Annotated in this window: 20 protein-coding genes and 2 riboswitches; of the genes, 7 read left to right on the forward strand and 13 right to left on the reverse strand. The window is 67.8% G+C overall.

The features are described 5' to 3' along the window. Positions 1–129: 129 nt before the first annotated feature. Positions 130–870 (reverse strand): SDR family NAD(P)-dependent oxidoreductase, encoded by a 741-nt coding sequence (locus AC4D6D_RS17550; RefSeq protein WP_491328346.1) that lies wholly within the window; start codon positions 868–870, stop codon positions 130–132. Between the two features lie 22 nt (positions 871–892). After that, on the reverse strand, positions 893–2404 hold the full coding sequence (locus tag AC4D6D_RS17555; protein ID WP_147218001.1) for a replicative DNA helicase: 1512 nt from the start codon (positions 2402–2404) through the stop codon (positions 893–895). Positions 2405–2641: 237 nt separating this feature from the next. Here AC4D6D_RS17555 and ftsH point away from each other — a divergent pair, with 237 nt between their 5' ends. Then, on the forward strand, positions 2642–4573 hold the full coding sequence (ftsH, locus tag AC4D6D_RS17560) for an ATP-dependent zinc metalloprotease FtsH (RefSeq protein WP_491328347.1): 1932 nt from the start codon (positions 2642–2644) through the stop codon (positions 4571–4573). Positions 4574–4828: 255 nt separating this feature from the next. Here the strand turns inward: ftsH and cobF are convergent, their stop codons facing one another. From cobF to cbiE, 4 genes are read right to left on the reverse strand one after another with little or no spacing between them, the layout of a single operon-like run. Further along, positions 4829–5584, reverse strand: coding sequence for a precorrin-6A synthase (deacetylating) (cobF, locus tag AC4D6D_RS17565; protein ID WP_491328348.1), 756 nt, complete (start codon positions 5582–5584; stop codon positions 4829–4831). 10 nt (positions 5585–5594) lie between these two features. After that, positions 5595–6386 (reverse strand): precorrin-4 C(11)-methyltransferase, encoded by a 792-nt coding sequence (cobM, locus tag AC4D6D_RS17570; protein WP_491328349.1) that lies wholly within the window; start codon positions 6384–6386, stop codon positions 5595–5597. Continuing rightward, on the reverse strand, positions 6383–6766 hold the full coding sequence (locus tag AC4D6D_RS17575; RefSeq protein ID WP_491328350.1) for a cobalamin biosynthesis protein: 384 nt from the start codon (positions 6764–6766) through the stop codon (positions 6383–6385). The genes cobM and AC4D6D_RS17575 overlap by 4 nt, the downstream gene beginning before the upstream one ends. Continuing rightward, positions 6748–7953, reverse strand: coding sequence for a precorrin-6y C5,15-methyltransferase (decarboxylating) subunit CbiE (gene cbiE / locus AC4D6D_RS17580; protein ID WP_491328351.1), 1206 nt, complete (start codon positions 7951–7953; stop codon positions 6748–6750). The genes AC4D6D_RS17575 and cbiE overlap by 19 nt, the downstream gene beginning before the upstream one ends. Between cbiE and AC4D6D_RS17585 the strand changes: the two genes are divergently transcribed. Continuing rightward, positions 7952–8701 carry a cobalt-precorrin-6A reductase gene (locus tag AC4D6D_RS17585; RefSeq protein WP_491328352.1) on the forward strand — a complete coding sequence of 250 codons (750 nt, stop codon included), beginning with the start codon at positions 7952–7954 and terminating at the stop codon, positions 8699–8701. The genes cbiE and AC4D6D_RS17585 overlap by 2 nt on opposite strands. On the opposite strand, the gene cobJ is transcribed toward AC4D6D_RS17585, so the two are convergent. From cobJ to AC4D6D_RS17610, 5 genes are all read right to left on the reverse strand, one after another. After that, positions 8677–9453: a precorrin-3B C(17)-methyltransferase gene (cobJ, locus tag AC4D6D_RS17590; protein WP_491328353.1), complete on the reverse strand. Its 777-nt coding sequence runs from the start codon at positions 9451–9453 to the stop codon at positions 8677–8679. The genes AC4D6D_RS17585 and cobJ overlap by 25 nt on opposite strands. After that, positions 9450–10187: a precorrin-2 C(20)-methyltransferase gene (gene cobI, locus AC4D6D_RS17595; protein WP_491328354.1), complete on the reverse strand. Its 738-nt coding sequence runs from the start codon at positions 10185–10187 to the stop codon at positions 9450–9452. The genes cobJ and cobI overlap by 4 nt, the downstream gene beginning before the upstream one ends. After that, on the reverse strand, positions 10184–10813 hold the full coding sequence (locus AC4D6D_RS17600) for a precorrin-8X methylmutase (RefSeq protein WP_491328355.1): 630 nt from the start codon (positions 10811–10813) through the stop codon (positions 10184–10186). The genes cobI and AC4D6D_RS17600 overlap by 4 nt, the downstream gene beginning before the upstream one ends. Continuing rightward, positions 10813–12075 carry a ferredoxin-like domain-containing protein gene (locus AC4D6D_RS17605; protein ID WP_491328356.1) on the reverse strand — a complete coding sequence of 421 codons (1263 nt, stop codon included), beginning with the start codon at positions 12073–12075 and terminating at the stop codon, positions 10813–10815. The genes AC4D6D_RS17600 and AC4D6D_RS17605 overlap by 1 nt, the downstream gene beginning before the upstream one ends. Positions 12076–12152: 77 nt before the next feature. After that, a riboswitch (cobalamin riboswitch) is annotated at positions 12153–12384 on the reverse strand. 30 nt (positions 12385–12414) lie between these two features. Continuing rightward, positions 12415–13803 carry an MFS transporter gene (locus AC4D6D_RS17610; protein ID WP_491328357.1) on the reverse strand — a complete coding sequence of 463 codons (1389 nt, stop codon included), beginning with the start codon at positions 13801–13803 and terminating at the stop codon, positions 12415–12417. A gap of 123 nt (positions 13804–13926) precedes the next feature. Here AC4D6D_RS17610 and AC4D6D_RS17615 point away from each other — a divergent pair, with 123 nt between their 5' ends. From AC4D6D_RS17615 to AC4D6D_RS17625, 3 genes are all read left to right on the forward strand, one after another. Then, positions 13927–14589 carry a pentapeptide repeat-containing protein gene (locus AC4D6D_RS17615; protein WP_491328358.1) on the forward strand — a complete coding sequence of 221 codons (663 nt, stop codon included), beginning with the start codon at positions 13927–13929 and terminating at the stop codon, positions 14587–14589. A 99-nt stretch (positions 14590–14688) separates the two neighbouring features. Then, a riboswitch (cobalamin riboswitch) is annotated at positions 14689–14929 on the forward strand. A 187-nt stretch (positions 14930–15116) separates the two neighbouring features. Further along, positions 15117–17138, forward strand: coding sequence for a TonB-dependent receptor plug domain-containing protein (locus AC4D6D_RS17620; RefSeq protein WP_491328359.1), 2022 nt, complete (start codon positions 15117–15119; stop codon positions 17136–17138). 4 nt (positions 17139–17142) lie between these two features. Then, on the forward strand, positions 17143–18669 hold the full coding sequence (locus tag AC4D6D_RS17625) for a PepSY domain-containing protein (RefSeq protein ID WP_491328360.1): 1527 nt from the start codon (positions 17143–17145) through the stop codon (positions 18667–18669). 194 nt (positions 18670–18863) lie between these two features. Here the strand turns inward: AC4D6D_RS17625 and AC4D6D_RS17630 are convergent, their stop codons facing one another. Continuing rightward, positions 18864–19865 carry an MBL fold metallo-hydrolase gene (locus AC4D6D_RS17630; RefSeq protein WP_491328361.1) on the reverse strand — a complete coding sequence of 334 codons (1002 nt, stop codon included), beginning with the start codon at positions 19863–19865 and terminating at the stop codon, positions 18864–18866. Positions 19866–20032: 167 nt separating this feature from the next. On the opposite strand from AC4D6D_RS17630, the gene AC4D6D_RS17635 reads away from it, so the two are divergent. Next, complete coding sequence (locus AC4D6D_RS17635; protein ID WP_491328362.1) at positions 20033–22261, forward strand: TonB-dependent receptor; 2229 nt, start codon at positions 20033–20035, stop codon at positions 22259–22261. A 220-nt stretch (positions 22262–22481) separates the two neighbouring features. After that, on the forward strand, positions 22482–24548 hold the full coding sequence (locus AC4D6D_RS17640; protein ID WP_491328363.1) for a PKD domain-containing protein: 2067 nt from the start codon (positions 22482–22484) through the stop codon (positions 24546–24548). A 4-nt stretch (positions 24549–24552) separates the two neighbouring features. Here the strand turns inward: AC4D6D_RS17640 and AC4D6D_RS17645 are convergent, their stop codons facing one another. Next, complete coding sequence (locus AC4D6D_RS17645; RefSeq protein WP_491328364.1) at positions 24553–25389, reverse strand: LysR family transcriptional regulator; 837 nt, start codon at positions 25387–25389, stop codon at positions 24553–24555. Positions 25390–25402: the final 13 nt, after the last annotated feature.

Genomic DNA, 25402 nt, shown 5'->3' on the forward strand with positions numbered 1-25402 from the left:
CGCTCCTTGCGGCGCAGCCATTAAGTCTCCCGACGCCACCATGGGCGCACAACGGATAGGCTTGGTGTGACCTAGACAGTCACGGGGGTGCAGGGAGGCTATGCTCCCCTGCTTAACCTTCTTCCCCCTTCAGGCATTCAACCCACCATTCACACTGATAACCTGTCCGGTAATCTTCGCCGCCCCGTCCGAGCACAGGAACAGCGCCAAGGGCGCGATATCGTCCGTGCTTGGCAGCCCCAGCCCTGCCTTCCGCGCTGCGCGGGCCATGCGTTCGGCGCCCATGCGGACGGCGCTTTCGCTGCCTTCGACGAAGCTGGTGGAGATCGCGTGGGCGCGGATACCGTCGCGCGCGGCTTCGAGGGCGAAATTGCGGATGAAGCCGATCGTTCCCGCCCGCGCCGCGCCGATCAGGCTCTGGCGCGGCGCCGCGTAGATTCCGGCGTCCGAAACCAGCGCGATGAAGGTGCCGCCCTGTGTCGCGAGGAAGCCGTAGCTGGCCAGCGCGAGCCGTTCCACCCAGCCGACGGAGACATTGAGGAAGTCCCCGAAGGTCTCGGGCGCGGTTTCCGGAAGCAGGCCGGTAATGCCGAGCGGCCCGGTGGCCACGCAGTCGATCACCGCGTCGATCCGGCCGTACTGCTCGCCCACTTCGGCGATCAGCGTCTCGGCCGCGTCCTCTTCCCAGGCATCGGCGATGAAGCCGTCAATGGTGCCGAGGTAGGACAGCCCGGTAACGAGGGCAGCGACCTTTTCGGGCGTCCGGCCGTGCAGAGCGACCTTCCAGCCATGGGCGAGCGCCTGTCGGGCTACAGCGCTGCCGATGGAACCGCTGCCACCGGCGAGGAGCAGGACTTTCTGGTCGCTCATCCTTGTCCTTTTTCGGGGAAGATCAGTCGCTTTCGAAGGCCGCGCGCATGTCGTCGTCGGCGAGGTCGGAGAACTTGGTGATCCGTGCCTCGAAGCGCAGGCGCACTTTGCCGGTGGCGCCGTGGCGCTGCTTGGCGATGATCAGTTCGGAGAGGCCGGTGACGCGCTCCATGTGCTCGCGCCACTCGTTCCACTTGGCGTGGACGTCGGGCGGATCGTTGTCGCCGGGTTCGCGCGGCTCGGCGCCCTTGGCGTAGTAGTCTTCGCGGAACACGAACCAGACCATGTCCGCGTCCTGCTCGATCGAGCCTGATTCGCGAAGGTCTGAGAGCATCGGGCGCTTGTCTTCGCGCGATTCCACCGCACGGGAGAGCTGGGAGAGCGCGATCACCGGAACGTGCAGTTCCTTGGCGAGCGTCTTGAGGCCGCGCGAGATTTCCGAGATTTCGTTCACGCGGTTGTCGTTGGCGCGCCCGGAACCTTGCAGCAGCTGCAGGTAGTCGATGATGACGAGGCCGATGTTGTGGCGGCGCTTGAGGCGGCGGGCACGGGTGCGCAGACCGGCGATGGTGAGGCCCGGCGTATCGTCGATATAGAGCGGCAGTTCGGCCAGGCGCTGGCTGGCGAAGGAAAGCTGCTGGAAGTCCTCGCGGCTGATCTTGCCCATGCGGAGGGCTTCCGAGCTGATGCCCGACTGCTCGGCCAGAATACGCGTCGCGAGCTGGTCGGCGCTCATTTCGAGGCTGAAGAAGGCCGTCGCCGCGCCGACCGATTTCTCGACCGGGATGCCGTCGGCGAGATCGCGCTGGAGCCGGTCGGCGGCGTTGAACGCGATGTTGGTGACGAGCGAGGTCTTGCCCATGCCGGGACGTCCGGCGAGGATGATAAGGTCGGAATCGTGCAGGCCGCCGATCTTGCCGTTGACCGAGTTGAGGCCGGTGGTCTTGCCGGAGATGTGGCCGCCCGAATTGAACGCCTTTTCGATGGCGCTGATCGCGGTGCGGGTGGCGCTGGCGAAGCTCTTGGCCTCGTTCGCGGTGGAGGCGCCTTCGGCCACCTTGTAGAGCGCGGCTTCGGCGCGTTCCACCTGCTCCATCGGCTCCACCGATTCGGAGGTGTCCATGGCTTCGGCCACGAGATTGCGGCCCACCGAGATCAGTTCGCGCAGCAGGGCGAGGTCGTAGATCTGGTCGGCCAGTTCGCGCGGGGCAAGCAGGCCCTGTCCGTCGGCGGTGAGGCGGGCGAGGTAGGACACGCCGCCCAGCGCCTTCAGCGCCTCGTCCGATTCGAAATAGGGGCGCAGCGTAACCGGCGTCACCACCGCCTTGCGGTCGAGCAGCTGGAGAATGCGCTCGTAGATGCGGGCGTGGACCGGCTCGTAAAAATGGGTCGGCGAAAGCTGCGTCTGCAGTTCCTCGATCACCCGGTTGTCGATCAGGACGGCGCCCAGGAATGCGGCCTCTGCCTCGACGTTGGCGGGCAGGCTGCGGGCTTCGGCCTCGGGTGCGAGGGCAATGGCGGCTTGTTGGGACATGAGGGGATACAACATGCCCCATCTCGCCCCCCGCCAGCAAGCGAGCGGAGCGACGATATTAATCCACAGGCTGTTGATGCGGAATGCCCGGCGCCCATCCGGTGCGGAAGGAAATCGGCCCGTTCACATTTTCGAACGGACACGAAAGGCCGAAACGATTACACTGACTGGCTATGCCAACTTGCGATTCAGGCGCCCCACCCTACATTGGCGGGCGAAAGGACGGTTATTCCTAAGATGAACGACGACCAGCCCAACGGCAATCCCTGGGTCAAGAGCCTGCTCGTATGGGGCGGCATCTTCCTGGCACTCCTGATCGTGGTGTCGATGTTCAACACCCGCACGGAAGGCGGGCCGATGATCGCCTATTCCGATTTCCGCGCCAAAGTTGCCGAAGGCAGCGTCCAGAGCGTCGAAGTCGGGCAGGACAGCATCGACGGCAAGCTGAAGAACGGCGATTCGTTCCGCACCGTCCCCGTACCGAACGACACCACGCTGGCCCCGCTGCTCCAGCAGAGCGGCGTGCAGTATGCGGGCAAGACGCCTGAGGAAGGCAGCCTGCTGGTCTACATCCTCGCGCAGACCCTGCCTTTCCTGCTGATCGTCGGCATCGCGTTCTTCGCGCTGCGTCAGGTCCAGAAGGGCGGCGGCTCGGGTGCGATGGGCTTCGGCAAGTCCAAGGCCAAGATGCTGACCGAACGCTCGGGCCGCGTGACCTTCGACGATGTCGCCGGTATCGACGAAGCGCGCGAGGAACTGGAGGAAATCGTCGAATTCCTCCGCGATCCCACCCGCTTCTCCAAGCTGGGCGGCCAGATCCCCAAGGGCGCGCTGCTGGTCGGCTCGCCCGGCACCGGCAAGACCCTGCTCGCCCGCGCCATCGCCGGTGAAGCAGGCGTGCCGTTCTTCACGATCTCCGGCTCGGACTTCGTCGAGATGTTCGTCGGTGTCGGTGCATCGCGCGTGCGCGACATGTTCGAGCAGGCCAAGAAGAACGCCCCCTGCATCGTCTTCATCGACGAAATCGACGCGGTCGGTCGCCATCGCGGCCACGGCCTCGGCAATTCGAACGACGAGCGCGAGCAGACGCTGAACCAGCTGCTGGTCGAGATGGACGGCTTCGAGGCCAACGAAGGCATCATCATCATCGCGGCGACCAACCGTCCCGACGTGCTCGACCCCGCGCTGCTGCGTCCCGGCCGCTTCGACCGTCAGGTCGTCGTGCCGGTGCCGGACATCGAAGGCCGCGAGAAGATTCTCGCCGTGCATATGAAGAAGGTGCCGCTGGCGCCCGACGTCAATGCCCGCGTGATCGCGCGCGGCACGCCCGGCTTCTCGGGCGCGGACCTCGCCAACCTCGTGAACGAGGCTGCCCTGCTCGCCGCGCGCCGCAACAAGCGCCTCGTCGCCATGCAGGAGTTCGAGGACGCGAAGGACAAGGTCATGATGGGCGCGGAACGCCGCTCCATGGTCATGACCGACGACGAGAAGAAGATGACCGCCTATCACGAGGCGGGCCATGCCATCGTCTCGGTGCATGAGGCGGCTTCGGACCCGATCCACAAGGCGACGATCATCCCGCGCGGCCGTGCGCTGGGCATGGTCATGCGCCTGCCGGAGCGCGACAGCTACTCGTACCACCGCGACAAGATGCTGGCGAACCTCTCGGTCGCAATGGGCGGCCGCGTCGCGGAAGAGCTGGTCTTCGGCTACGACAAGGTGTCCTCGGGCGCCTCGGGCGACATCCAGTACGCCACCAGCCTCGCCCGCAACATGGTCACCAAGTGGGGCATGTCCGACAAGCTCGGGCCGATCCAGTACGAGGAAAGCCAGGAAGGCTATCTCGGCATGGGCGGTACCCAGCGCACCATGGGTTCGAGCGAGACCAACAAGCTGATCGACGCGGAAATCCGCATCCTGATCGACAATGCCCATGCCCGCGCCACGCAGTTGCTCAATGACTACAACGAGCAGCTCGAAGCGCTGGCCCAGGCCCTGCTCGAATACGAGACGCTTTCGGGTGACGAGATCAACCAGCTCATCGAAACCGGCCATATCGACCGTCCCAGCGAACCGCGCGGCCCCGGCGCCCCGCGTCCGCTGACCGGCTCGTCGATCCCCAAGGCCGGTCGCCGCTTCTCGGGCAGCGTCACGCCGCAGGGCGCCTGACCTCTAGACCCGGTACCAGTTCTCCTTCGGGAGAATGCAGGAGGGGGCGCAGGACTTCACGGTCCTGCGCCCCTTTGTCGTTGGGAAACCAAGGCCGGCGGCGCCGCCCCTTGCGGAAGGCAGACAAAAAGAAAGCCGACCACAAGGGCCGGCTTGGAAAAGTCTTGGGAGAGGATGCCTGAAAGGCCCGATCCTTATGCGCTATGCTGCGGTGCAGCACAATTGCAAAACGCGCAACCATAGTTGCGTTTCACCTCACTTCGCTGTCCGTCTGAGCAGATAGACATCCATGATCCAGCCGTTTTCGGCGCGAAGCTCGGCCCGCCGCCGCACGATCTCGCCTGCTACCTCATCCAGCGCTCCAGCGATGAGACACTCCTGCACCATGCCGAGATAGGCCCCCCACCAGATATGGATGTCCTGGGCGGGCAGTGTCTCGAAAGCGCAGGCGGCATCGAGCATGACGACCAGCGTGTCGCTGCCCTCGGGCCACCCTTCCCGGCGCAGCCTGCGGCCGGTCGTGATAGTGACGGGCGCGGCCAGTGTGTTGAGGGTGATGCCATGCGCCGCGGTCAGCGCCTGGATGCTGGTGATCCCCGGCACGACCCGCACGTGCAGTGCAACACCCGCCGCCAGCAACCGCTCGGCAATGCGCAGGGAACTGTCGTAGAGCGAGGGATCGCCCCAGACGAGCAGCGCCAGCCTGCCGCCCTGCGGAAGATGCGTCTCGATCTCCCTAGCCCAGACCCCGGCAATCGCCTGGTGCCAGTCGTCCACGGCCTCCAGATAGGCCGCGTCGGCATCGCGCTCGGGCAAATCGAATTCGACAATCCGCGTCGCGCCCGTCAGCACCGCGTCGCAGATCGTCCGCCGCAGGTCGAGCAGGTCGGACTTGGCATCGCCCTTGCGGGGCAAGAGGATCAGGTCGGCTTCGTTCATCGCCCGGATTGCGGCGAGCGTCAGGTGCTCCGGATTGCCGGTGCCGATACCGATCAGGTCGAGATCGATCATGCCCCGTTCCTCAACCCGGCTCTCCGGCAAAGCGCGATTCCGCCGATTGCGGCCTGAAGCGGCGGTCGTAGTCCTGCGAATAGAGACTGCTCCGCACCTCCGCGCCCGCATCGGTCGCCAATCCCGGCCCGACCAGGATCAGCGCGGTGCGCTCCATGCTGCCGTCCACCGCCTGCTCGACCGTGGCGAGTGTCGCGCGGACGACCCGCTCGTCCGGCCAGCTCGCCCGCCAGATCACCGCGACCGGGCAATCCGGTCCATATTCGGGCGAGAGGTCCTCGACGACTTTCGCAAGGTTATGAATCGAGAGATGGATCGCCAGCGTGCTGCCGGTCGCGGCGAAGCGGGTCAGGCTCTCGCTTTCGGGCATGGCGCTGGCCCGGCCGGAAGTGCGGGTGAGCACCAGCGACTGGGCGATCGTCGGCACGGTCAGTTCGGCCTCCAGCGCGGCGGCGGCGGCGGCGAAGGCGGGAACCCCCGGCGTGACGGTGAAGGGAATGCCCAGCGCGCGCAGACGGCGGACCTGCTCGCCCATGGCCGACCAGATCGAGAGGTCGCCCGAATGGAGGCGGGCAATGTCATGGCCCTCGCCGTGGGCCTCGACGATAGCGGCAATGATCGCGTCGAGGTCCATCGGCGCGGTGTTGAGGATGCGCGCACCCGGCGGGCAATGGTCGAGCACGGCGGCAGGCACCAGCGATCCGGCATAGAGGCAGACCGGGCTGGCGGCGATCAGGTCTCGCCCGCGCAGGGTCAGGAGATCGGGCGCGCCGGGACCGGCGCCGATGAAGTGAACGGTCATGGCGAAATTCCCTGGGCGATGGCGCAAGTCGCCACGCGATCGGACGAAACGTGGCGGGTCGTAAGCAAGCGGGCGCCGGGAACTGCCGCCGCCAGAGCGGCAGCCTCGGCCACGCTTCCAGTGCGGCGGGCGGCGAGGCTGGCGGGCGAAACGGTGGTGGTAGGCGCCTGTTCAAGTGCCTCGGGCAGTATGGCGACGACCGGGACACCCAGTTCCGCGGCAAGCGGAGCAAGCGGATGCACTTTGTCGGCCGGAGCGGCCAAAGCCGTGATTGCAAGGCCGCAATCGGCACAAGCCAACTCGAAAGCATCGCGCAGCGAGGACGGCGCCGCGCCCGTCCGAAAACCAAAGCCCGCCACGATCACAGCGTGACGCTCCACTGCACCACCGGATAATGCGCCTTCCAGCCGCGCCTGCTGCCAAGCGGCGCCGATTGCGCCAGTTCGATGCGCAGCAGGCTGCCGCCCATTTCGGACTGGCACTGCGCCAGCAGCGCCTCCGATTCCAGCGTGACGGCATGGGCAACCAGCCGGGTCCCCGACCGCAATCGTCGTAGCCGCTCGACCAGCGGCAGCGAAAGGCCGCCGCCGATGAACACCGCATCGGGCTGCGGCTGTCCGTCAAGAACGTCGGGCGCCGGTCCCTCGACGACCTCCAGATGGGCCATACCGAGCGCCTCGGCATTGGCGCGCGCGCGCAAGGCGCGTTGCGGGTCGCGTTCGAAGGCCAGAGCCTTCAGGTCCCGCCCCGACAGCAGCCATTCGATCGCTATCGAACCCGATCCCGCGCCGATATCCCACAAGGTCTCGCCAGGCCGGGGCGCGAGGGCGGAGAGCGCCAGCGCGCGCACCGGGCGCTTGGTAATCTGGCCGTCATGGGCGAACCAGTCGTCGTCGATCCCCGAAGCGCACGGCATCACACGGCCCGCTCCGACGCAAGCCAGCGCCACCGCCACGGGGTGAGCGATATCGGCAAGATCGAACCCCGCCGCCGTGGCCTGCCGCACCCGTTCACGCGGGCCGCCCAGCGCTTCCAGCACGACGAGCGCGGATTCCCCGAAGCCCTGCTCGCACAGATAGTCCGCCAGCGCGCGAACCGCCGCGCCGTCCCGCAGCAGCACCAGCGCCCGCAGGCCCGGCGCCAGATGGGGCCGCAGCCGCGCGAGCGGTGCGGCATGGAGGCCCATGCAGAGCGTCCCCTCCAGCGCCCAGCCTAGCCGCGCAGCGGCGAGCGCGAAAGTCGAAGGCCCCGGATGCGCCTTCCATTCGCCGGGGGCGAGTTCGCGCGTCACCACCGTTCCCGCACCGAACAAGAAGGGATCGCCCGAAGCCAGCAGCACCACCCGCCGCCCCCGCAAGGCCAGCAGCGGCGCCACCCCCTCGGCAAAGGGCACTGGCCATGGTCGGCATTCCGCACTAAGTCCCGAAAGCAGGCCGAGATGCCGCACGGCCCCGGTCACGATTTCGGCCTCTGCAAGAGCGGTGCGGGCAGCCTCGGACAGGCCGGAAATCCCGTCCTCACCCAGCCCGACGATCGTGAGCCACGGCTTCTGGAGAAGGTCAGACATGGAGCATATCCTGATCCTTGGCGGCACCGGCGAAGCCAGCGCGCTGGCCGCCGCCGTGGCGGAACGCGGCCTCAACGCCACGCTGAGCTATGCGGGACGGACGGCAAACCCGCGCGCCCAGCCGGTCCCGATCCGCATCGGCGGGTTCGGCGGGGTGAGCGGCCTCGAACGCCATATCCGCGAGGAGGGCGTCACCCGCCTGATCGACGCGACCCATCCTTTCGCCGCGACGATGAGCGCCCATGCGGTGGCCGCCGCCGAAGCGACCGGGGTGCCGCTCCTCGCCCTGACGCGCCCGGCGTGGCAGCCCGTTCCCGGCGACCGCTGGCACACTGTGCCGGACATCGCCGCCGCCGTGGCCGTCCTCTCCGGCCCGGCGCGCCGCGTGATGCTCGCGCTCGGGCGGATGCATGTCGAGGCCTTCGCCGCCCAGCCCCAGCACCGCTATTTGCTGCGCTTCGTGGACAGGCCGGAGGTGGCGCCCGCACTGCCGGACCACCGGCTCGTCGTCGATCGTGGGCCGTTCACGGTGGAGGGCGACACACACCTTCTGCAGGAGCACGGCATCGACCTTATCGTCTGCAAGAACGCGGGCGGCACGGGTGCCGAGGCCAAGATCGTCGCGGCGCGGCGGCTGAGCCTGCCGGTGCTGATGATCGACCGCCCCTTCATACCCGCCCGCGCCACGGTCCATGAGGTCGGCGACGTGATGGACTGGCTCGCTCATCCCGCCCATCTCGGCGTGTAGAGCACCGGAGGTCGCGCGCTGCCGAACCCGCGCTCGACCAGCCGCGTGGTGCTGGAGCCGACGATCACCATCGTCCGCATATCGGCCATTTCGGGACGGGCTTCGGCCAGGGTAACGACGTCCAGGCGCTCTTCCGCCGTGCAGACGGCACGGGCGAAGAGGATCAGCCGCTCCGGCCCGCAGGCCTCGCGCAGGATGTCGAGAACCCGCGCGAAACCGTCCGGGCGCGCTTTCGAGCGCGGGTTGTAGAAGGCCATCGCGAAATCCGCCTCCGCCGCCAGCCGCAGCCGCCGCTCGATCAACGCCCAGGGCTTCAGGTTGTCCGAGAGGTTGATGGCGCAGAAGTCGTGCCCGAGCGGCGCCCCCGCCCGCGCACTGGCGGCCAGCATCGCGGTGATGCCGGGCAGCACGCGGATATCGAGGTCCCGCCACGCGGGCGGCCCCTGCTCCCAGGCCTCGAACAGCGCGGAGGCCATCGCGAAGACGCCGGGATCGCCCGAGGACACGACGACCGCCCGCCGCCCCGCCGCCGCGAGCGACAACGCATGGGCGGCACGCTCCAGTTCGACGCGGTTGTCGCTGGCGTGGCGCACCAGTCCCTCGCGCGCGGCCACGCGGGCGACATAGGGCGCGTAGCCGATCACATCGGTCGCCTCGGCCAGCAGGGCGGTGACTTCGGGCGTGACTTGCGCTTCGCCTCCCGGCCCGAGACCGACCACGGCCACCCAGCCGCCGTTCGCCGCCGCACTCATGGCCGCCGCCCCTGGCCGTGGATCAGCAGGATCGAGAAATAGGGCGTCACCTCGCTCGCTTCGGCAAGCGGCGTGACCCGCTGCTCGGCCATCGCCGCATGTTCGACCAGCCAGGCCTCACCCTCGCGCCCGGCCAGCGCCACCGCGCGGCGCAGCTTGGCGAGGTTGCGGCCGATCTTCATCACCACCAGCGCATCGGTATCGCGGATGCGGCGCGCGAGGTCTTCCTCCGGCAACGTCGCGGTAAGCACAGTGAGCACGTCGTCGCCCCAGGTCATCGGCGTGCCGCAGGCGGTCCAGGCGCCCGACATGCCGGTGATCCCCGGCACGACGCCGACCGGCACCGATCCGGCCAGACGACTGTAGAGGTGCATGAACGAACCGTAGAAGAACGGATCGCCCTCGCAGAGCACCACCACGTCCTCGCCCGCGCGGGCCAGCGCATCGAGATGGGCGGTACAGCGCGCGTAGAATTCGGCCAGACAGTCGTTGTAGCGCGGATCGGAAAGGGGAATTTCCGTCGTCACCGGATATTCCATCGCGAATTCGACCACGTCCTCGCGCAGCATCCCCTCGACGATCCGGCGCGCCTGCCCCGGCCTTCCCGCCTTGCGAAAATAGGCGACGTGGCGGGCGCCGCGTACCAGCCGGTCCGCCCTCACGCTGAGCAGGTCCTGCGCGCCCGGCCCCAGCCCGACGCCGTGAACGGTGCCGTGAGCGGTGCCTACGCTCATTCCGCGCCGCTCCCGATCGCATTGACCGCCGCCACGGTGATCGCGCTGCCGCCGAGGCGGCCCTCGACCACGCAGCACGGCACCGGCTGCACTTCCCACAGGGCTGCCTTGGACTCGGCGGCGCCGACGAAGCCGACCGGGCAGCCGATGATCGCCGCCGGACGCGGACAGGCCGGGTCTTCCAGCATGTTCAGCAAGTGGAACAGCGCGGTCGGGGCATTGCCGATCGCCACCAGCGCGCCCTCCAGATGCGGCCGCCAGAGTTCCAGCGCGGCAGCGGAGCGGGTATTGCCCATGTCCCGCGCCAGATCCGGCACTTGTGGGTCGTTCAGCGTGCAGATCACCGCGTTTCCGGCAGGCATGCGGGCGCGGGTAACCCCCTCGCTGACCATGCGCGCGTCGCAGAGGATCGGCGCGCCGCGCTCCAGCGCCGCGACCGCCGCTTCGGCAAAGGTCGGCGAGAAACGGATATGGGCGGCGAGTTCGACCAGCCCCGCCGCATGGATCATGCGCACGGCGATGCGCTCCTCCACCGGCGCGAAGCGCGCGAGATCGGCTTCGGCCCGGATCGTCCTGAAGGACTCCCGGTAGATCGCCGCGCCGTCTTTTTCGTAGAGATAGGCCATCAGTAAGCTCCGAAATGGGCGAGCAGGCGCTCCGGGGTCAGGCCGGACAAGACCGGCGGGTCCCCGACCCGCGCCTGGAATGCAAGGTCGAAGGCGCCGTCGCGCCCGGTGATCGCGACATCGGCGACGCCCGCCCGCGCGCAGCCCTTGGCGCAGCCCGAGACGTGAAGACGGCCGGAAGCATGCGGCGCCAGACGTTCGGCCAACGCGCGGGTCTCGACGGTGGATTGCGGGCAAGCGGGAGCGCCGGGACAGGCATCGGCAGCGAGGCGGGGGTCGGCAGGATCGGTGAGGAAGCCTTCGACGTCTTCCGCCTTGCCCCCCTCGGTCACGAGGGCGCGCCACGGCGTCACGCGGAGAGCCTCCGCGCCGGTCTTCGCCATCAGCCGGGACAGGGCCACCGCATCGGTCCGCCCGAACGGCAGGCCCCAGACCCGTCCTCCGGTTGCGCCGGAGAGACAGGTTCCAGGCAAGAGCGGTACACGCGAAGCGGCGGGACGCAAAGTACCGTCCGCCCAGTCCGGCAGCGGCCCTTCATAGCGCCGGGCACGACCGGCGGCGATGGCACCGCTTTCGGCAAACCAGCGCGCCAGTTCCAGAATGCGATCAACGGCTTCGTCCGCGCAGACGGGCACGCCTGCCGCCCGACCGTCGAGACGCAGCAGCAATGCCGCATCCGCCGCCCGCTCCAGCCGGAAATCGGCGGAAACCTCGGTCAGGACCGGTGCCGCGCCGAGGTCTATCGCAAAACCGATCTTGCCCGGCAGCTCCGGCAGTTCGTGCAGCCGCGCCATGAGTTCGTCGGCCAGCCGCCATGCCGTGCCTCCCTCGGCCCAGTCCGGCGCGACCAGCACGTTGCGGCGCCTTTCGCTATCGGGGGTGGCATCGACCAGACCCCGCTCCACCAGCAGCGCCAGCGCCTCGGCCATATCCGCCTCGCGAAGGCCCCGGATCTGGAGATTGGCGCGGTTGGTGAGATCGATCGCGCCATTGCCGAAGCGGTTCGCGAGGTCGCACAGCAGCGCCACTTCGCCGCGCATGAGCCGCGCGTGGCGCGGCTTCACGCGCAGGATCAGCCCGTCGCCCGCCATCATCGGACGCCAGGCATCGGGGCACCAGCCGCGCACGGCGAAAGGGGCAGGCTTCTGGAAAGCGGGCACCACGGCATCCTGCCACGCAACGGCGACGAAGACCGGGGCTTGCCGGCCAAGGGCCGGTCCGCGCGCAGCGACGGGCCAGCGCGGCAAGCGCCCGTTCTGCACGCCGGTGCAGCCCCAGCCGCACGGCTTCGTCGCTCACGCGGAGTACCGAGCCTTGGCCTATCCCTGGACCAGGGCAAGAGCGACCGATACGCCGGCAGGTCTCCTGGCTCACGGGTCAAAGCGCGATGCGCAACCTTCCCGGCTTTCGCGCAAGCTTCGCGCGGGGGCCAGTGGTCGGCCTGCCGAAGCAGGCCATGGCATCTTGCTCGCCGCTGACAGTTGCAGGGACAGCCCCGGATTCGGGAGAAACCTCCCTCACCGCGTTCCCTATTAAGCCTCGCTCGAGGCACCGGCGCGATCTTCCCGCAGGCCGCCGATAGAAGCGGCCGCAGGAACGGCTCAGCTAGCCGCTGGCGCGCCCCTCCGCAAGAGGGATCGGGCCGGGGAGAATCGAGCACCGCCCAGGAGGACCAGTCCGCCCAGCCCCGCCGCAACCGAAGGCAGCACGAAGGCCAGCCTTACGGCCAGACCGGCCGCCGCATCGGGCGCCCCCCCGACCTGAAAGCCCGCCGCACCGATCAGCCAGAGACCCAGCCCTCCGCCCAGTCCGAGCGCGAGCTTGAGCGTCACGCTGCTCAGCGCATAATAGCTGGCGGAAGACCTTGGTCCCTGGCTTGCCCCCAATTTGGCCCCCAATTCGGCTCTTCGTGCGCCCCCGCGTTCGGCGACATCCGCCACCATGGCGCGCAGCAGCATGTAGTCGACGCCGCAAGTCAGGCCACGCAAGGCCAGAAACAGGCCGAACAGCACGGCACTGCCCGAAGGGACCGTCAAGGCGAGCGGCATGACCAGCGCCTGCCAGCCGAAGCCCAGGCCCAGAACCCGGCGCCGCCCGATCCGATCCGCTACTTTCGCCCAGATCGGCAGCATGAACAGGGTCATCACCGGCTGGATCAGCATGAACAGCGCTGCCTGACCTGTCAGCCCGAGAACCGGTCCAACCAGAAACAGGAAAGTGCCCGCCGTCGCTGCATCGGCCGTGCCGCACAGCAGATAGAGAAGCAGGATCCGCCGCAAGTCCGGATCGCGCATCATATCCCGCGCCAGGGCGATGGGAGAGCCGCGCGGCCGCGCCGTCCCGACCGGGCCCGGTTCTCGAAACATCGCCACCACGGCGAGCACCGTCACCGGCGCCGCTGCGGCAATGACGGTGCCCAGCACCATCGCCAATGCGCGAATGTCGAATCCGAACCGCCCCTCCAGCAGTCCGATCAGCGCGAGCATGCCGATGGCACCGATCACGCCGAACCAGACCTTGGCACCCATGATCCGGGTACGCTCGCCCTTGTCGTTGGAGAGTTCGAGACCCCAGCCGCCGTGCGGGGTGACGATGAAGGAATAGCCCATGTGCAGCAGCAGACTGGCGCCGATCACCCGCCCCAGTCCCGCTCCCGGCGGCGACAGAAACAGCAGCAGCGCGCCCAGGGGAACGAGCACGGCACCCATGACCATCCACGGCGCGCGGCGACCGAAACGGGTAGGGACCATGTCGCTGACCCAGCCGAGCACGACATCCGCCAGGGCATCGAGCACCCGTACACCCAGCATGAGCGCCCCCACCAGCGCCAGCGTCATGCCGACGGTCTGGGTCAGGAAAGCCGGCAGGTAGGACCGCCATGCCAGTTCGACGGCCTGGAACAGCAGGACCGGGAGCGAGAACACGGCCACCCCGGTCAGGCCGATGCTGCCGGACTTGCGCTGCGCGCGCGGAGAATCGCCGAGGGTCACGCAGGGGCGCCTAGAGCGCCGCGATGACATTCGCGTGACTGTCGCGGCTTGTCAGGCGGCATCAAATGACCCGAAACGCAGACCCGCCCTTGCGGCATCGCCTCCTTGCGGCATAAGGCGCGCATGATCGCAGCCACCGTCACCCGCGAAACCCTGCTGGAACCCGCCGCCGACGGTCCCCGCACCCTGACCGACTGCACGCTCGACGAAGGCGATTTTTCCGGCCTCGATCTGGGCGACACGACATTCGAGCGCTGTTCGCTGCGCCGCGCCCGGTTCGACGGCGCCAATCTCACCGGCGCCCGCTTCCGCCGCTGCCGGGGGCCGGAAGCGAGCTTCGTCCAGACCGACCTCAGCGATGCGGTCATGACCGGATGCGATTTCAGCAACGGGTTGCTGCGCCGGGCCCGGCTGACTTCCGCGCGGATCGAGGGAACCAAGCTGACCGGCGCGGACCTGACCGACGCCGGGGTGCTCGGCGCCACGTTCGCCGAAGTCCTGTTCGCCTTCGCCCGCCTGCCCGGCCTGTCGCTGCGCAAGGCGAAGCTGGTGCGGATCGACTTCTCCGATGCGGATCTCAGGAAATCCGACTTTCGCGGTGCCCTGTTCGAGGATTGCTCGCTGCGGAACGCCACGCTGGAGGGCTGCCGCTTCGAACAGGCGGACTTGCGCGGTGCGGACCTCGGCGGCATCGAACTTCGCGACGCCCGCCTGTTCCGGGGCGCGGTGATTTCCCGCCTCCAGGCCGCCGAACTGCTTTCCCAGCTCGGCCTCGAAGTGCGCTGACAGGCGCAAGGGCATCGCCCCGGCAGCGCCTCAACCGACTTGCACCGCGTCCCGCCCGGCGCTAACGAACCGCGTCCGCCGCACTCGATAGGGCGCAGCGGACAATGATCGCGCCGGTGTTCCGAAAGGAACTTAAAAGGGAACGCGGTGAGAGGGCTTGCCCTCGAATCCGGGGCTGTCCCTGCAACTGTAAGCGGTGAGCGCGATGCACATCACGCGGCGGGCCAGACGCCCATGCCGCAGCCACTGGGCCGGACGCTAAATCCTGCGAGGCCTGGGAAGGCCGTGCATCAAGCGATGACCCGTGAGCCAGGAGACCTGCCGGCGTCCGGTCGCTCTTGCTTTGGTCCAGGGGATGGCCGGGGCACGGTGATTTCTCCGTCTGAGCGACGAACCCGCGGCAGGGGCCGCACGGTGCGCCGAACGGTCGTCCCAGTCACGGGCGCCCGGTCGTTCGGTGCGTCGGTCGTTCGTTCGAACGGCAGTCCCCTGCCTAGAGCTCGCTTGGCGCCCGACAGGGGAATGAAATGAAGATCGCAACCGTTTCGCACGCGGCGCTTGCCGCGGCGCTGGTGCTCGCCTGCACCGTGCAGGTCCATACCGCGCAGGCCCACGCCGAGGAGGCCGATGACGCCGCCTCGATCGTCGTCACCGGGAAAAGCCTGGAGGAGACGCTGCCGCAGGAACTCTCCCGCTACGGCAACGACGTGGCCACCGTCAGCGAGAAGCAGGTCAAGGACAGCGGCGCGGTGGACGTGACCAAGGCGCTGGAACAGGTTCCCGGCCTCTACGTGCGGGGTCGCAACGGGCCGTTCACCTATGTCGACGTCTCGCTTCAGGGATCGCGCACGCAGGACGTGCTCTGGACGATGGACGGCATCCGCCTCAACAACCGCCTCTACGGCGGCACCTCGCCCAACGATACCCTGCCCGCCAGCATGATCGAGCGGATCGAGGTGCTGCGCGGCGGCGAAAGCCTGTTCTACGGCACCCAGGCTTCGGCGGGCGTCATCAACGTGGTGACGCGCGGCTTCACCGACGATCTGAACGGCCAGCTCAATGCCTCGGTGGACACCTGGGGCGGCACCACTCTGGACGGCTATCTGCGCGGCGCGGTGGGCGACCATCGCTTCGTGGCCTATGCCTCGCACAATCGCTCCGAGGGCTACCTGCCCTTCAGCGCCTACCAGCCGAGCCTGACCGACCGGCACCTGGGCTACAATCTCTGGTCGGCGGGTCTCAAGTACCAATACGAGATCGCCCCCGACCTCGCGCTCAACGCCCAGTACCAGCATACAGAGGCGAAGCTCGACAACCTCTCTCCCACCCGCATCCGCGAGAGCCGCAACGACCGCAACGAGGAGATCGCCAGCCTGCGGCTAGACTATACCGGCAGCGACACCGTGCAGTTCTTCCTCAAGGGCTATTTCCACGACTGGAAGACCGCCTATGTCCAGATCCGCAATTCGCTGCCCGACCATGATCCCCAGGTGATCTACCCGGCGGGCACGTTCTGGGGCTATCGCGACTGGGGCGGCAGCGCGGTGGCGAAGCTGCACCTGCATCCCGGCCTCGAATATCTGCTGGGCTACGACTTCCAGAACTTCAGCGGCCGCGACGACGTACTGCTGATCGCGCCGACCAGCGAGCAGGTCCATGCCGGGATCTTCCAGGTCCGCACCACCGACGAGATTTCGTCGAAGGGCCGCCTCGCCGCGGGCCTGCGCTACAATCGCACGGACGGCGCGAAGAAGACGATCTGGAACGTCTCGGGCCGCTACGACTTCGCCGATGCCTTCTATGTGGAAGCGAACGGCGGCACGTCGTTCGTGCTGCCCGACGCCTCACAACTCTACGGCAACGATCCCTGCTGCGAGACCGGCAATCCGAACCTCAAGGCCGAACAGAGCCTCAACCTGAACCTCTCCGGCGGCGGCGTGCTGCCGCTGGGCGCGGCGCAGCTGCGCTGGAAGGCGACTTATTTCAACCGCCGCATCAGCGACATGATCGATACGACGTACGACGATCCCGCCTTCCCGAACGGCACGTATGCGAACCTCAACGGCAAAGTCCGCTCGCAGGGCGCGGAGCTGGAACTGGGCGCGGAGCTGCCCGGCGGCTGGAACCTCTCGACCAGCTACACTTACGCCCGCGTGCGTGAGAAGGGCACATCGACGCAGCTCAACCGCAATCCGAAGCAGTATGCCAAGGCCAGCCTTGCCTACGCTCCGGAAGACCGGCCCTTCGGCGCCAGCCTCAACCTGAACTGGATCGGCGATGTCTGGTCGAGCGCATCGGGCTTCGGCCGCAGCAACTACGGCAATTACGCGCTCGTCGATTTCGGCGCCTATCTCTACCTCGACGGCGCCGCGCGGCGGAACCGCTTCGGCGTCAATGTCGAGAACCTGTTCAACAAGGAATACGCGACGCGCGGCTATTCTTCCGCCGTGACCGACCAGGGCGCGCTCGACGGCAGCAACAGCCGATTCCTCTACTTCAACCGGGGCGTGCCGCGCACATTGCGGATGAGCTACGGGCTGAGTTTCTGAGGCCATGACCATGCTCCAGCCTCGGGCAAACCGCTCTCGCAGCCTTTTGCCGCGCCCGATCCTTGTCCTTCATCGCTGGCTCGGCGTCTTCGTCGGCCTGCTGATGACGATCTGGTGCCTTTCGGGCTTCGTGATGATCTACGTGGACTATCCGAGGCTGGAGCCCACCGCGCAGGTACAGGGGCTCACCCCCCTGCAACTGCCGCCGGTCGGGGCCTGGAACACGATAGACTTGCCGCCAGACCTGCCGATTTCCTCCGCCCGCGTCGAGATGCTGGCCGGCAGGCCGGTCCTGCGCATGGTTCCCGCAAGAGCGCCTGACCGCCCGATCCCACAGATGCGCACGATACCCGATGCGATCGACCTTGCGACCGGGCAGCCGCTCGCCCCGCCCGGCCCGGCACAGATTCGCCGGATCGCGGCCGACTTCGCCCGGGGCCACGCCGTCGCGGGCACCCCTGCCGCCCCGGTCGAGACCGAGATCGACCAGTGGACCGTCCAGACCTACCGGCGCAATGCCCCGCTCTACCGCGTCGACTACGACGATGCGGCGGGCACCGAAATCTACATCTCTGGCAAGTCCGGCGAAGTCGTGCAAAAGACCACCCGCTTCCAGCGCTTCTGGAACTGGTTGGGCGCGGTGCCGCACTGGCTCTACCCGACGATCCTGCGGCAGGACGGCGCCTTGTGGAACGACGTCGTCGTCTGGACATCGCTCGCCGGATGCTTCCTCACCGCGACCGGCATCTGGGCGGGACTCGCCCGTCTGCGCCGGAAGCGCGACGGCAAGGTGGGATCGCCCTATCGCGGTCTCTGGTGGTGGCATCATGTCTTCGGCCTGTTCTTCGGCCTGCTGACCCTGACCTGGGTGGCCAGCGGCCTGTTCTCGATGAACCCCTGGGGTTTCCTCGATTCCCAGGCCGGTCTTGCCGAACGCGAACGACTGGCCGGACCGATGCGCTGGAGCGACGTGCGGCAGGCCCTCATAGCCCTGAACCACCTCCCCGCCGAGACCCTGCGCATCGAGACCGCGCCGCTCGGCGGCCATACTTTCCTGCTCGCCACCGATGCCCACGGCGGAGCGCAGCGCTTCGACATCCAGGGACGGCCCGCCCCGCTGTCCGAACGGGAACTGCGCGCCGCGCTCTCCGGCAAGCCGACGCTTGCGGCGCTGGAGCTGATGGAGGACGAGGACGCCTACTATTACAGCCACCGCGCCCCGGCCCCGCTGCCTGTCTGGCGGGCGAGACTGGCCGATGCGGAGACGACGCGGCTCTACATCGATCCGGCCAGCGGACGCCTGCTGCGCGCCTTCGACCGCAATGGACGCGGATTCCGCTGGTTACAGGACGGCCTCCACAGCCTCGATTTTCCACTGCTGCGCCAGCGACCCTGGTGGGATTTCCTCGTCCTGCCGCTGTTGGCCGCGGTCACGCTGGTCTGCGCCACGGGAACCTGGATGGCGTGGAACAAGACCGGCCGCGATCTGCGCAAGTTCCGGCGAAAACTGGCGCGGCGCCTGCGGCGTTGAGGGACTGGAAAGGAGGCAAGGAAAAAGGACCGCCCGGGGGGCCGAGACGGTCCTTTCCTCGAGGACGGCACCGCTCATTTGGGGCGAAGCGGAGCCGCGAAGGCGCCCTTAGCCTGCGTGCAAATTTGCACAATAGGGGCATTCGACGACTTGGTACTGGGGCGCGGCGAAATGTAACGGCACGTGTTGGCCGGTCAGAAATGCAGCCCCACGCCCTGCTCGGCGATGACATAGCGCACCGGCGGCCCTTCGCCTTCGGCAAGCTGGCGGGCGATCGTCGCCACGACCGGTCCGGCCCCGTCGATCGCAGGCTTGATATGGCCGATGACCACCGGCAGCCCCTTCAACCGGTCCTTGCCCCCGGCCAGCACGGCAAGGCGGTTCAGTTCCTTGTGCAGCCAGCTAGGCGTCAGGTGCCCGAACAGTTCGCTGTCCTTGCGGGGATCGGGATAGGACGTCTCGATCACTATCGCCCGCAACTGCCCGGCGCGGACCAGCGGCGCGACGGCCTGCCATAGCGTTTCCAGCCGGGTGGAATGCTCCACCGCGTCCGGCCCGGTATCGCCCATGCAGAGCATGGCCTCGTCCCCGGCGCGGATCAGGAAAGCGGTCGAAAGCGCGCCGCCGTGCGAGAGCGGATAGGCCGTCACGGTCAGGCCCGTCTCCGCGATCGGAACCGCGTCTCCCCCCGGCGCGAGGTCTTCGTAACGATAGCGCTTCAGCAGCGGAGCCTTGCCGCGGTCCCCCATGTTGGGCCAGGCGCTCCAGTTGAAGTAGTCCGCCGCCAGCGCGGCGTTCACTTCCGGAAGCGCCAGGATCGGCTTGGCGCTGTCGTCCGGCGAGACCATCACCAGACCGGCGACATGATCCAGGTGCGGATGGGTTATCAGATAGGCCCCGATCCGGCGGTGCAGCACCTCGCTGGCCTGGGTTCCGCCCGGAAAGCCGCCCTTGGCGATCGCCGCGCGGATACCCGGAACCAGGGTTCCGGCATCGCAGGCCAGGCCCTGCTCCCGCCCCTGTCGCGCGATGTACCAGGCCGAAGTCGATCCCTCGACCACGCCGCCTTCCACACCCAGCGGCACCACATTGAAGGCAGCAGGAGCCGCCGTCGCCGCCAGCGGGACTGTCAGGGCAAGCCCGGCCAGCGCCACGGCGCCGAACTGTCGCAAAAATGTCAGCATCTCGGTAAACATGCGGCGGCGTTACGATTTCCTGTGGATCGATAAAAGCCGTTTATCGGAAATGTCACAAACGGCGGCTAAGCGCCGGGCTTTCGGAACAGATGCCGGTGCACCGCCGCCTTCACCCATTTGCGCGGGTGAAGCGGGATTTCACGTATCGGCTGCACGCAAGGGGTGCGATGATGAAGATGAAAACCTGTCTGCTGGCTGGCGTGCCGGCGCTTATCGCCGGTGCCACGCCGGCCCTGGCCCAAAGCGCCGCACCGGATGCCGGAGACGCCGCCGCCGATATCGTCGTCACCGCCCAGCGCCGCCCCGAGAACATCCGCGACGTGCCGATCGCCGTTTCGGTCCTCAGCGGCGACAAGATCGCTGCCATCTCCGAAGGCGGCGCCGACATTCTTTCGCTGGCCGGTCGCACCCCCAGCCTCTACGTCGAAAGCTCGAACGGGCGCTATGCCCCGCGCCTCTACATCCGCGGCCTCGGCAACGTGGACTTCGACTTCAACGCCTCGCAACCGGTCTCGGTCGTGCTCGACGACGTGGTGCTGGAAAACGTCTACCTCAAGGGCTTCCCGCTCTTCGACCTCGACAGCGTGGAAGTGCTCAAGGGCCCGCAGGGCACCCTGTTCGGCCGCAACACCCCGGCCGGTGTCGTCAAGATGGACACCCGCCGCCCCGGCGACCATGCCGAGGGTCAGGCGCAGTTCACCGTCGGTGAACTCGGCACGATCCGCGCCGAAGTGGGCGCGACCATCCCGGTCTCCAGCACGCTGTCGCTGCGCGTGGCGGGCCTCGCCAACCATCGTGAAAACTGGGTGAACAACGCCTACGACGCCTCGTTCACCAAGCCCGGCAAGGACCTTGGCGGCTTCGACGACGTCGCCGGTCGCATCCACGCCCTGTGGAAGCCGGACGACCGCCTCTCGGTGCTGCTGACCCTCCAGGCCCGCTCCTATCGCGGCACCGGTACGCTCAACCGCGCGAACGTCCTCACCAAGGGCTCGAACAAGCTCAACGACCGCTACGACCGCGACACCGTCTATTACGACGGCGGCCGCAACAACCCGCAGGCGCAGGACACAACGTCCGAAGCGCTGCATATCGATTACGACCTCGGCGGCGCCACCCTCACGGCCATCGTCTCGGCCTATCAGGGCAGCAGCTCGGGCCGCGGCGACATCGACGGCGGCGTCCTGGGCACCACGGCGGGCAGCGGCACGATTCCGTTCAACTCGGAAACCGGCACGCTCTCCAGCGACCTCGACCAGCAGACCTACGAAGTGCGCCTCGCCAGCAACGGCGACACCCGCTTCGGCTGGCAGGTCGGCGCGTTCTACTGGCGCGAGAAGTTCGAGCTGATCTCGGCCTCGTGGAACGGCACCGGCGGCATCGACCCCACGGTGATCTCCGAGCTGCGCCAGAAAAGCGACAGCTGGTCGGTTTTCGGCCAGGTCCACTACGACCTCACCGACCGCCTGCGCCTGACCGGCGGCGCCCGCTGGACCCGCGACCAGCGCGATCTCGACGCCGCTCGTACCCTGGGCGCGCCTTTCGCGGATTCGCGCCATGTGGGCGACAAGCAGCCGAGCTGGGATGTCAGCGCGCTCTACCGCTTCAGCCCGCAGGTCAGCCTGTTCGGCCGCATCGCCCACGGCTATCGCGGTCCCTCGATCCAGGGCCGCATCGCCACCTCGAACATCCTGACGACGGCGGATTCGGAAACGATCACGTCCTATGAAGCGGGCATCAAGGCGGCCACGCCCGACAACCGCTTCCGCGTCGACCTGACCGGCTACATCTACGACCTGAAGGACCCGCAGTTCACCGCCATCGGCGGTCAGGGCAACTTCAACCAGCTGATCAACGCCAAGCGCGGCAAGGGTCGCGGCGTCGAGTTCGAGGCCACCGCCATCCCGCTGCGCGGTCTCCAGTTCAACGGTGGCGTTTCCTACAACTTCACCAAGATCGACGATCCGGACCTGCTGGTCGCCTTCTGCGGCGCGGCCTGCACCGTGCGCGATCCGATCGTCAACGTGGGTACCACCCGCCGCGCCTCGATCAATGGCAACCCGTTCCCGCAGGCGCCGCGCTGGCTGTTCAACTTCAACGCCTCGTACACGTATGAGATGGCGAGCGGCAGCAAGCTCTATGCCCAGACCGACTGGGTCGCGCAGAAGGACTTCAACCTGTTCCTCTACGATGCGACCGAATTCCACGTCGACACCAACTTCGAAGGCGGCGCGCGCATCGGCTGGCGCTCGCCTTCCGACGCGGTGGACGTCTTCCTGTTCGGCCGCAACATCACCAACAAATCGAACGTGATCGGCGCGATCGACTTCAACAACCTGACGGCCTTCGTGAACGATCCCCGCGTACTCGGCGCGGGCGTGAACTTCCGCTTCTGATCCCGTTCGCGGGCCGCCGATCCCTCGGCGGCCCGCGACGGCAGAAACCGTCGGCGCGATAGGCAGGCCCCTGCATATCGCGCCAGACCGTGCCAAAAGATCCCCGACCGCCAGCACAAAAGGCGGATCGCGACAGGGGACGGGAACGGTGACGGGAGCAGGAAAATGGGCAGCAAGCCTGGCAGTCGCGGCGGCTATTCTTTCGGCTCGGGCGCCCGTCATGGCCGATGAACCCGTCGCGAAGGCGGCCCCCACCACGCTCTCCGCAGAAGGCTATCGGGAAGAAGACACGCTCTTCGCGCGCCCCTTCATCGACCGCGACGAACAGCGCACCGATAACGGCACCGCCTATCGCTACGTCCACGGCGGGTTCGCGGGCACGGACACGCGGTTCTCGTACTATTTCCCGCTCGCCGGGGCCTGGCAGGGGCGCTTCTTCCAGTACATCACCCCGGTGCCGGACAGCGAGACCCTCTCCCAGGGGTTAACCGGCGAGGAAGACCGCATCGGCGCGGCCATCGCGAGCGGCGCCTATTTCATCGAGACCAACGGCGGTGGCCCCAAGGCGGCAGACCCGATGGGCGGCGGCGACCTGACGATCGGCGCTTTCCGCGCGAATGCGGCCACCGCGCGGTTTTCCCGCTTCGTGGCAGCGCAGGTCTATCCCGCAAGGAAGCACATCTACGGCTATGCCTATGGCGGCAGCGGCGGCGCCTATCGCACGCTGGGTTCGCTGGAGAATACCCAAGGCGTGTGGGACGGCGCGGTGCCCTATGTGCTTGGCTCGCCCATGGCGATCCCGAACATGTTCACCGTCCGCCTCAAGGCCATGCGCGTGCTGGGCGATCGGCTGGACGGCGTGGTCGATGCGCTGGACGCAGGCGGCAGCGGCAATCCCTATGCCGGCCTGAGCGAGGAGCAGAAGGAAGCGCTGCGCGAAGTGACCGCGATGGGATTCCAGCCTCAGTCCTGGTACGCCTGGCGCACGATGGGGCCTCATGCCTTCGCCCTGCTTTTCGGCGGCATCCGCATGGCCGATGCCGCCTATTTCACCGATTTCTGGACCAAGCCCGGCTACGAGGGGCACCACAGTCCCGGCCGCTACAAGACCGACCGCGTCCAGCTCGATTCCCGCGTCCTGGAAGTCATCAGCGCCGACAGAGCCGGAAGCCTCGGCATCGACCTCGGCCACACCCCCGGCACCGCCAAAGGCACCGCAGACCTTGCCTGGCAGGCCATGGGCCTTCATTCGGCAGGCGAGATGCCGGTCGCGGTGAGGCTGTCAAACAGTCCGAACTCGAAGGCCCTTCTGCTGTCCGATCTCGTGCTTCCCTCGGGCAGGAAAGTCGTGCTGTCGGATGTGCACGGCGACATCGCGATGCTCGGCATCAACGATCCGCGCCTCCTCGCCACGATCAAGCTGGGTGACGCCGTGCGGGTGGACAACAGCGATATCCTGGCGGTGCAGGAGTATCACCGCCATCAGGTGCCCGACCTGGCCGAGTACCCGGTCTGGAAGCAGTTCACCGATGCCGGGGGCAAGCCGCTCCATGCCCAGCGGCCGATGCTGCTCGGCCCCCTGTTTACGCAGAATGCGGCAGGCTCGGTGCCGACCGGCAAGTTCGACGGCAAAGTCATCCTCGTCGAGAATCTCTGGGACCGCGAGGCCCTGGCCTGGCAGGGCGACTGGTATCGCGCGCGGGTCAAGGCCCATGCCGGAGTGGCGGCGGACGACAGGTTCCGCATCTGGTACACCGACCGCGCCCTGCACGGCGACCAGAGCGTGCAGGACGATCCCGCGCGGGTGGTCTCCTACATCGGCGTGCTGCAACAGGCCCTGCGCGATCTCGCCGCCTGGGTCGAGCAGGGCAAGGCGCCGCCCGCTTCCACCGCCTATCGCATCGAGGACGGACAGGTCGTGGTCCCCGCCGATGCCGCCGCGCGCAAGGGCATCCAGCCGGTGGTGACGCTTGTCGCGAACGGCGGTGCGCTCGCAAGGGTCAAAGCCGGAGCGCCCGTCAAGCTGACGGCAACGATCGAGGTGCCGCCCGGTGCCGGATCGATCACCGCTGCCGCATGGGACTTCGATGGCGACGGCACTTTCGAGATCCCCGCCACGATCCCTGCCGGAAACAAGGCCAAGCTCGTGCTGACCGCCAGCCACGCCTATGCCCGGCCGGGCACGTATTTCGCGGTCCTGCGCGCCGCGTCGCAGCGCGAGGGTGATCGCAACACGCCCTTTGCGCAGATCCAGAACCTCGCGCGGGCGCGGATCGTCGTGGAGTGAAATCCTAGCGGGTTTGCAATGCCGTGCCGATCATCCGCACGAGGGCGGCGATCGGTTCCTGCTCCTCGCGCGCATAGAGCGAGACGACCATCGGCGGCGCCTCGCCCATTCCGGTCAGCCGCCGAACCCCGTGGCCATGGGTGACCGCCAGCGGCAGCAGCGAAACGCCCATGCCCGCCGAGACCGCCGCCAGCACGCTTTGCAGGCTGCTGCCGGAGAAAGCCACGTACCAGCGCCGCCCGGCCGCTTCGAGTTCGCGAAACATTGTATCGCGGTAGAGCCCGCCGGTCGGGAACGTCACCAGCGGCAGCGGATCGCGGGCCTCGACTTCGTGCTCCGGCGCGGCGAACCAGCCCAGCGGCTCCGGAAAATTCGCGCGGCAATCGGGGCCGGGCCGCTCCTCCTTGACCACGGCGATGTCGAATTCACCCTGCCGGTAGCGCGAGGCGAGATCGCGGCTGAGTCCGGTCACCACGTCGAGCCTGATCCGGCTGCTACCCGCGGCGAAGCGGGCCAGCCCCCGTGCGAGCGCCAGCGTCGCGAGATCCTCCGGCAGGCCGATGGAGATCGCCGCAGTGCCCGCCGGATCGCGCAGCAGGCTCTGCGCTTCCTCGTCGAGCTGGAGGATGCGGCGGGCATGGCCGAGCAACCGCTCGCCCAGCGGGGTCGGGCGGACCGGACGGGCAGCGCGGTCTATCAGCGGATGGCCGGACAGTTCCTCCAGCCGCCCGAGCTGCTGGCTGATCGTCGATTGCGTCATGCCCAGTCGCTCGGCGGCGCGGGTAAAGTGGCCAGTATCGGCAATGGCGACGAAACTGCGGAGGAGCCGGGGATCGAGCATTCATCATTCCTAT

The organism is Novosphingobium sp. BF6 (genome assembly GCF_058273105.1).

Excerpts from the sequence above, each read along its gene's own strand:
- AC4D6D_RS17550 (WP_491328346.1), bottom strand. The coding sequence starts at position 870 with ATGAGCGACCAGAAAGTCCTGCTCCTCGCCGGTGGCAGCGGTTCCATC.
- AC4D6D_RS17555 (WP_147218001.1), bottom strand. The coding sequence starts at position 2,404 with ATGTCCCAACAAGCCGCCATTGCCCTCGCACCCGAGGCCGAAGCCCGC.
- ftsH (WP_491328347.1), top strand. The coding sequence starts at position 2,642 with ATGAACGACGACCAGCCCAACGGCAATCCCTGGGTCAAGAGCCTGCTC.
- cobF (WP_491328348.1), bottom strand. The coding sequence starts at position 5,584 with ATGATCGATCTCGACCTGATCGGTATCGGCACCGGCAATCCGGAGCAC.
- cobM (WP_491328349.1), bottom strand. The coding sequence starts at position 6,386 with ATGACCGTTCACTTCATCGGCGCCGGTCCCGGCGCGCCCGATCTCCTG.
- AC4D6D_RS17585 (WP_491328352.1), top strand. The coding sequence starts at position 7,952 with ATGGAGCATATCCTGATCCTTGGCGGCACCGGCGAAGCCAGCGCGCTG.
- cbiE (WP_491328351.1), bottom strand. The coding sequence starts at position 7,953 with ATGTCTGACCTTCTCCAGAAGCCGTGGCTCACGATCGTCGGGCTGGGT.
- cobJ (WP_491328353.1), bottom strand. The coding sequence starts at position 9,453 with ATGAGTGCGGCGGCGAACGGCGGCTGGGTGGCCGTGGTCGGTCTCGGG.
- cobI (WP_491328354.1), bottom strand. The coding sequence starts at position 10,187 with ATGAGCGTAGGCACCGCTCACGGCACCGTTCACGGCGTCGGGCTGGGG.
- AC4D6D_RS17600 (WP_491328355.1), bottom strand. The coding sequence starts at position 10,813 with ATGGCCTATCTCTACGAAAAAGACGGCGCGGCGATCTACCGGGAGTCC.
- AC4D6D_RS17615 (WP_491328358.1), top strand. The coding sequence starts at position 13,927 with ATGATCGCAGCCACCGTCACCCGCGAAACCCTGCTGGAACCCGCCGCC.
- AC4D6D_RS17620 (WP_491328359.1), top strand. The coding sequence starts at position 15,117 with ATGAAGATCGCAACCGTTTCGCACGCGGCGCTTGCCGCGGCGCTGGTG.
- AC4D6D_RS17625 (WP_491328360.1), top strand. The coding sequence starts at position 17,143 with ATGACCATGCTCCAGCCTCGGGCAAACCGCTCTCGCAGCCTTTTGCCG.
- AC4D6D_RS17630 (WP_491328361.1), bottom strand. The coding sequence starts at position 19,865 with ATGTTTACCGAGATGCTGACATTTTTGCGACAGTTCGGCGCCGTGGCG.
- AC4D6D_RS17635 (WP_491328362.1), top strand. The coding sequence starts at position 20,033 with ATGATGAAGATGAAAACCTGTCTGCTGGCTGGCGTGCCGGCGCTTATC.
- AC4D6D_RS17640 (WP_491328363.1), top strand. The coding sequence starts at position 22,482 with ATGGCCGATGAACCCGTCGCGAAGGCGGCCCCCACCACGCTCTCCGCA.
- AC4D6D_RS17645 (WP_491328364.1), bottom strand. The coding sequence starts at position 25,389 with ATGCTCGATCCCCGGCTCCTCCGCAGTTTCGTCGCCATTGCCGATACT.